Raw genomic sequence first — 6,367 nt, forward strand, 5'->3', positions numbered from 1 at the left:
ATGAATAGCATGAATCATAGCGGACACTCAATGGTAGGGATAAGGGCGATCGCCCAGGCAGAACTCGCAGCACTAACAGACATTACTCCCAATATTCCTGTTTCCTTTGCGATTGATATTCGAGACGAATCTGGTAAAGCAATTCCGAGTTTTGACATCTTCCATGAAAAATTGATGCATTTGATTGTTGTTAGTGACGATCTTCAGTTTTTCAATCATATTCATCCTACATACAAACAAAATGGGCACTTTGAGGTCACGGCTAGTTTTCCTCAACCTGGTAGATATACTCTTCTAAGTGATTACAAACCTACTAGTCAAACAGAACAAGTTTCCCTTCTGAGAACACAAATTTCTGGGGAAAGTTCACCCACCCCGCCAATTGAACTGGATTGTATTAAGACTTTTGCTGATACAAAGGTCGAACTCACTAGTTCTGAATCAATTCTCAAAGCTGGTCAAGAAGTTACCCTAATGCTTAAATTACAACAGGCTGATAGCAACCAGCTTGTTGTAGACCTTCAACCTTATTTAGGCGAACTGGGGCATTTAGTCATCTTCAGGCGTTCTTCGCTACTCACAGCATCTGACTACATTCATGCCCATGCACTCAAAGGAGTCCCCAAAAGTGAAGTGCATTTCATCACTCAGTTTCCTCAGCCAGGAGAATATAAACTTTGGGCGCAATTCAACCGGAACGGTAAAATCGTTACTGCTGATTTCTGGGTAAATGTTGCTTAAATCAAATTACTCTAATCCCTGACGCAGTAATAAGCGATTGAAAGTGACTGCCGTGGAGAAAATGCAAAGTTTTGCAGTAGAAAAAGGCAGGTCAAGTATTGTCAACAAGATCGATAAGCACAAGAATGTTGCCTCAATTCTATCAAACTTGTGCATCATACTTATAAAATAAAAAGAGGAGATTTGAACGTGAGCGAAACTGTTGTTGTAATAGGTGGTACAGCAGGTATGGGTCTGGCAACCGCGCAGACTCTAAGCCGCGAAGAATATCGCGTCGTCATCTCTGGTCGTTCTCAAGCCACGATCGATAAAGCACTCTCCCAAATAGCAGGAAATTGTACAGGTTTTCCGCTTGATTTTACAGATAGCTCCTCAGTGGCATCTTTCTTCGAACAAGTTGGGTCTTTTGATCATTTAGCGTTAGTCGGCAGTGGACAAACAGCTTGGGGCAGTTTTCGCGATCTGAAATTGCCAGATTTAAAAGTCGCTTTCGACCAAAAGTTTTATGGTTTTTTCCTATGTACTCAAGCTGCTCTAAGTAAGATTCGCTCTGATGGTTCGATAGTATTTGTCATCGGGGGTACAAGCCGCTCTGCAATTCCTGGTACAACTGGGGTAGCTGCGGTAAATGGTGCAATTCAAGCAATGGCATTCACGATGGCAAAAGAGCTTGCTCCACTGCGCATTAATATTCTCTCGCCTGGTCTTGTTGACACTCCAGTTTATGATTGGATGACCTCAGAGCAAAAAGCAGATTTCTTTAAGCAACTAGCTGGAGACTCACCTGTTGGGCGTGTTGGGAAACCTGATGAAATTGCACAGGCAGTCTCTTTCCTGATCGAAAATGGCTTCACTACCGGAGCAATTTTAGATGTAGATGGTGGAGGGCGATTGCATTGAAGTTGTTGATTGAGGCTGATGTTCTTAGCATCAGCCTCACAATATTCCTGAGACAAACGAAGTCAAGTAGAAGCTAAATGTTAGCTTCTACTAAAAAATTAACAAAGTACTCCAATTTATAAGTATTTCTTCATCCCCAAACATCGGAGACACAAATATCATCCGCCACCTAGATATCTTCACACTACTAGTTGCGAACCGTTTGTTCACTTTGGCAATACCCTGCTGTGTCACCAGGAGTTGAGGCGTTAGAGGGGGATAGGAGTTGTATTTTGTACTTGAGAGCGATCGCGTTGATTCTTACGATATCCTGGGATGGTGGTGCAATCGGAGCAGACGGTTCGGTTACTAGCTGTCCCGCTTCTGGGAAAAAATTCTCAAGTTTTCCACCAGGAGTAATAAAAGATAAAAACTTTGCTGTTGTCATTCCAGAGTTGACATATGAGAAGGCTCTGCACCTAGGAAGGTAGACCAAGCTTCCAGCAGACGCAATCACAATTTTGTCCTCCAATTGGAACGTCAACTCTCCTTCTTTGATGAAGAATGTCTCATCTACATCGGCGTTGATATGCAATGGAACCCCAGCCCCTAGTGGACTCAAAACCTCAATGAGCGAAAACTGCCCACCTGTCTCTTTGCCAGTTGCTAAAAGCGTAAACCTCCCGCCTAATACATCATACACCGGACGATCTGGTGTACCCGACGGTATCACTAAGAAATCCTGAAGTCCTTGCTCAGAGGATGTTGAATCTGAATACGTTTCCTTATCATCATTCAATTGCGAATTGGCGCGATCGGGATTCAAGCTTGAGGAGAAAACGCAAAGCGCCGCTCCAGCGATAACCATCAACAACTTCGTATTGACCATGGATATGTATTCCTCTAGCTAAATTCTTAGATAGTTGCTCTTTAGTCATTCTGAATAGGAGTAAAATAGAAAGTGTGGCGATGGCACTTGGGATTTTGACAGAAGTATTGTTGTTTACTATCGCGGATCTTTCCATGTTTGATGACTTCAACGCCATCGCAGTTTGAGCAGTGAATCGGTTTAAGAATCATTCATAAGTCTCTACCTGTGCTGGCTCCTTTTATTTCAGCAGAACTTCGCTATAAAAAGAACAAATCTAGAACATCACTGTTTGAGCGTTGCTCCACCCCTAACTATAACAGTGACATTGTTTTGTTTAAGGTTATTACTGAGTTGATTATTAGCATACTCAACCCGAGTATTAGATACGTTGCTTGCTATTTTCATTGGGTTTTGTTCTTTAGCCACAGATTCGCTGAATGGCAAAAAATCAACTGTGGGAACAAGTAAGCTCATTAGCCATACCAGCCCGCAAACCAGACCACTCAGCAGTATTAGTAGCAATGTCCGACGCGATCGTCTAGAGAGTTTAGTCATTCTCAGCATCAAATCACCTCATCTTCCATACAACTTTAGTAGGGCTAAAGATAGCGAGACTGCAACGAAGTGCTATCTAATTCTTGAAAAGTTCATAGCCAAAGGATTCCAGAACAATTTTTTGGATATGAAAAATGCGTCTTGAAGTAAACTAATTTTCTTGGTGTAAGTTCTAGTGTGTAAAGGTGATAGCCATTACATAGTACGAGAAAAACAGCGTTGCTATCTTTCCTACAATTTGCACAATCAACTTCTGAATTTCTTCTTCGCTAAGAATAAGTAAAGCTACCTCAGATTCAACAATGAGGGCTTGGAGATAGCCATTTTCTAAGACGGCACGGTTAACGATCGTGAGTTAATGCTTTATGCAGCATTGAGTTGTTGTAGGGTTGGATAGTCTGTGTAGCCCTGGGTTCCTGGTGTGTAGAAAGTGTTGTAATCCACCTGATTTAACGGAGCATCGATCCGTAAGCGCTCAATTAAATCTGGATTAGCGAGAAAGGCACGACCAAAAGCAACCAGATCGGTATCGCCAGATTCTATACGCGCGATCGCTTTTTCTCGATCTAAACTGCCATCCACCATCATTACACCTTGAAAGTTTGGACGAATCAGTTTTGCCAAATCAAACGGTGCATCGGGTTGATTATCAAACGTGACGATTGGCAATTGCACATGCAAATATGCCAAACCCAGCAAAGAAAGTTGTTTTGCTAGATAGGGGTAGATTGCTTCTGTATCGATTTCTTCGATATCGTTGGGCAAAAACTTCCATGGTGAAACTTTCACACCGACATAATTACCACCATTGATACTAACCATTGCCTTCACCACTTCCAGGAAGAAACGTGTTCGATTTTCAACACTGCCACCGTATTTATCGGTTCGTAGATTCGTCAAATTTGATAGAAATAAATGAGGTAGATAGCCATTAGCTCCATGCAGTTCTACACCATCAAATCCTGCTACCACCGCACGTTCTGTGGCATAGCGGAACATCTCGACCACTTGAGGAATTTCTGCAAGTTCTAATGCTCGTGGTGTTTCATAGTCGGCTTTGCCAAACGAGGTATGCGCTTTTCCTTTGGGACGCACGGCGCTTGGAGCTACGGGCAAAACCCCATTAGGGAGTAGAGAAGAATGGGTCAGGCGTCCGCCGTGGTGAAGTTGTAAAAAGATGCGCCCACCTGCTTGGTGCACAGCATCCGTGACCAGCCGCCACCCTGCGACTTGTTCATCAGTGTAGATTCCCGGTTGCCCAGTGTAAGCGCGACCTGTGGGATGGGGATAGGTGCCTTCCGCGACGATCAATCCAGCGGTTGCGCGTTGAGCATAGTATTCTGCGTTCAACTCGTTTGGGATACCTTTTACACCTGCGCGGTTGCGTGTCAAAGGCGGCATGATGATGCGATTTGGCAGAGTGAGGTTGCCGACATGAATAGGGGTGAAGAGAGTTTTCATCGGAGAGCCTCTTGAAGAGCTGTTGATGGAGTTCACTGTAATCTGTGCAAACAAAAAGAAAAACTAGTTCTATTTCACACTACTTGTGAAAAACATTCCAAAATTGTGCCATGAACTGTCATGAGCTAAAAATAGTAGGGTTACGACGAAGTACCATCCAAGTCTCGAAAAGCTTAGCCAAAGAATTCCAAACCAATTTTTCGGATGTCCAAAATGCGTCTTGAAGTGATTTAATTTTCTTGGTGAAAGCTTTGCTGTGTAGCGGTTGTAGCCGATGCATAGCACGGAAATAGCAATATTGCTACCTTTACACCTTAAAAGTTATTGGTTAACTGTCAACATCTCCACAAATAAATTACATCACAGAGAGCATTGATTTAGCCCACCTATAGGATTTGGATGTATATTTCAAAGAAGATATCGCAATTGTTTTACTTTGATAAAACTAGATTGTTCAAATCTGCTTCTAGAGACAGTGGATTATCCTCATCGACAAATCCTTGACTAATTTCTACAATCCTGCCATCTGGATCGGCTATCCAAACTGTACGCCATCCAGGGATATAGTCATCAAAATTCAGTGGTCCGAGAGTAATCTTGGCATCGTTGCCTATCTCAGCCAACTTAGCATCCACATTATCAACTTTAAAAGCAAGGTGGCGCAAGCCAGGATACTGAGGTCCATCATTGATAGGAGAAGCTAGAGGAAATTCCTCTTTAGCCCTAAACAGTTCAAGGTAGAATTCACTATCAGCCATCTTGATAAAGACAATTTGATCTCCATCAGGAAGTTTTGCCACTCTAGCTCGCTTAAAGCCGAAGTTTTTAGTGTAGAATAGCTCGGTTACGAGCGGGTCTTTGCAAGTGATTGCTATCTGAGAAAAGGTGAGCCAAGCCATCAATTTTCTCTCCGCATTTTTGAGTTATACTTGTTCAATTTAATTTACACTTCGAGATAAAAATAAGGTGCGGTTACTGTCTGTAAATCTTGCTGATTTAATATCTCGAACCACAATTTTTGAATAAGAAAAAGCTTATGTTTATGATTTGAACGTTCAGAGCGATTGGTCTTAACCTTCCAATAATCATGCTTGGAGAACGACCTTGGATGTACGTTTTGACTCCAAAATGTAAAATCTGCTCGTCCAAAACCTCATTAACACTAACTTTTTCTATTCAATTTAAAGTACTTAGCCTAGCTGTTGCTTGACAAAAGGATTAAAAGGAACAGTGTCATGAAAGTTCGCCATATAGGTAATCTTTCCGTTTTCAATCTGAAAATAGTTTGTACCCTTGGCATCAATTGGTACGCCACTGGCATTGGCTGCTTCGATATGCCACACAACGCTAGCTTTGTTACCTTCAACAACTACGTGCAGTGGATGGTTTTGAAATCTAGAGTAGCCTTTTTTGAGTCCAGCAATTCCTCCTCTCAGCTTCTCGACACCTTCGATTCGACCTGCTAGTTGCTCATCCATCACCACATTGTTATCGAATAGAGTTAGCCACGTTTCCCAATCACCAGCGTTAACAGTCTCAAAGTATTTGTTCACTATCTCTCTTGTATTCATATCGATCTCCTGAGACAAGCAAAAAAAGATTTTGAAGATGGCAGCTAGATTAAGTATTACAGCTACGATCGGAAGACTTCCCAAACGTGTTGCCGATTAAATATCGCGATCGAGAAAAGCTGCAATTAATGGACCCGTTTCCATAAAGCCATTGAATTTAGCAATTTTGCCATTTTGGACAACAATGTAGTGGACGATTGGCACTTCATAAACTCTGCCAGTAGACCGATTGAATGCTCTTTCATGGTTGAGAGTCATTGCTTTGTTATCTTGAGCAATAATATCCTGT

Annotated in this window: 8 protein-coding genes; 2 read left to right on the plus strand and 6 right to left on the minus strand. The window is 42.2% G+C overall.

All coding sequences use genetic code 11. The features are described 5' to 3' along the window. Both ACRC32_RS22540 and ACRC32_RS22545 read left to right on the plus strand, forming a co-directional pair. Nucleotides 1-741, plus strand: a 741-nt coding sequence (locus tag ACRC32_RS22540) for a hypothetical protein (protein ID WP_438556074.1), incomplete at its 5' end; no start/stop codon positions are given. Between the two features lie 189 nt (nucleotides 742-930). Beyond that, nucleotides 931-1,641, plus strand: coding sequence for an SDR family oxidoreductase (locus ACRC32_RS22545; protein ID WP_438556075.1), 711 nt, complete (start codon nucleotides 931-933; stop codon nucleotides 1,639-1,641). A gap of 187 nt (nucleotides 1,642-1,828) precedes the next feature. Here the strand turns inward: ACRC32_RS22545 and ACRC32_RS22550 are convergent, their stop codons facing one another. The 6 genes from ACRC32_RS22550 to ACRC32_RS22575 all read right to left on the minus strand — a co-directional run. Continuing rightward, nucleotides 1,829-2,509 (minus strand): cupin domain-containing protein, encoded by a 681-nt coding sequence (locus ACRC32_RS22550; protein WP_438556076.1) that lies wholly within the window; start codon nucleotides 2,507-2,509, stop codon nucleotides 1,829-1,831. A 41-nt stretch (nucleotides 2,510-2,550) separates the two neighbouring features. Continuing rightward, nucleotides 2,551-2,700, minus strand: coding sequence for an IS1/IS1595 family N-terminal zinc-binding domain-containing protein (locus tag ACRC32_RS22555; protein ID WP_438556077.1), 150 nt, complete (start codon nucleotides 2,698-2,700; stop codon nucleotides 2,551-2,553). A gap of 709 nt (nucleotides 2,701-3,409) precedes the next feature. Beyond that, entirely contained in the window at nucleotides 3,410-4,507 is a 1,098-nt protein-coding gene (locus ACRC32_RS22560; protein ID WP_438556078.1) for an alkene reductase, read from the minus strand. Nucleotides 4,508-4,938: 431 nt separating this feature from the next. Continuing rightward, nucleotides 4,939-5,406 (minus strand): VOC family protein, encoded by a 468-nt coding sequence (locus ACRC32_RS22565; RefSeq protein ID WP_438556079.1) that lies wholly within the window; start codon nucleotides 5,404-5,406, stop codon nucleotides 4,939-4,941. A gap of 291 nt (nucleotides 5,407-5,697) precedes the next feature. Then, complete coding sequence (locus ACRC32_RS22570) at nucleotides 5,698-6,078, minus strand: nuclear transport factor 2 family protein (RefSeq protein ID WP_438556080.1); 381 nt, start codon at nucleotides 6,076-6,078, stop codon at nucleotides 5,698-5,700. Between the two features lie 96 nt (nucleotides 6,079-6,174). Next, a partial coding sequence (locus tag ACRC32_RS22575; protein WP_438556081.1) for a nuclear transport factor 2 family protein occupies nucleotides 6,175-6,367 on the minus strand: 193 nt, incomplete at its 5' end.

The organism is Chroococcidiopsis sp. (assembly GCF_051657925.1).
Taxonomy (GTDB): domain Bacteria; phylum Cyanobacteriota; class Cyanobacteriia; order Cyanobacteriales; family Chroococcidiopsidaceae; genus Chroococcidiopsis.

Coding starts and splice junctions, on each gene's coding strand:
- ACRC32_RS22550 (WP_438556076.1), bottom strand. CDS start 2,509: ATGGTCAATACGAAGTTGTTGATGGTTATCGCTGGAGCGGCGCTTTGC.
- ACRC32_RS22560 (WP_438556078.1), bottom strand. CDS start 4,507: ATGAAAACTCTCTTCACCCCTATTCATGTCGGCAACCTCACTCTGCCA.
- ACRC32_RS22570 (WP_438556080.1), bottom strand. CDS start 6,078: ATGAATACAAGAGAGATAGTGAACAAATACTTTGAGACTGTTAACGCT.
- ACRC32_RS22555 (WP_438556077.1), bottom strand. CDS start 2,700: ATGATTCTTAAACCGATTCACTGCTCAAACTGCGATGGCGTTGAAGTC.
- ACRC32_RS22565 (WP_438556079.1), bottom strand. CDS start 5,406: ATGGCTTGGCTCACCTTTTCTCAGATAGCAATCACTTGCAAAGACCCG.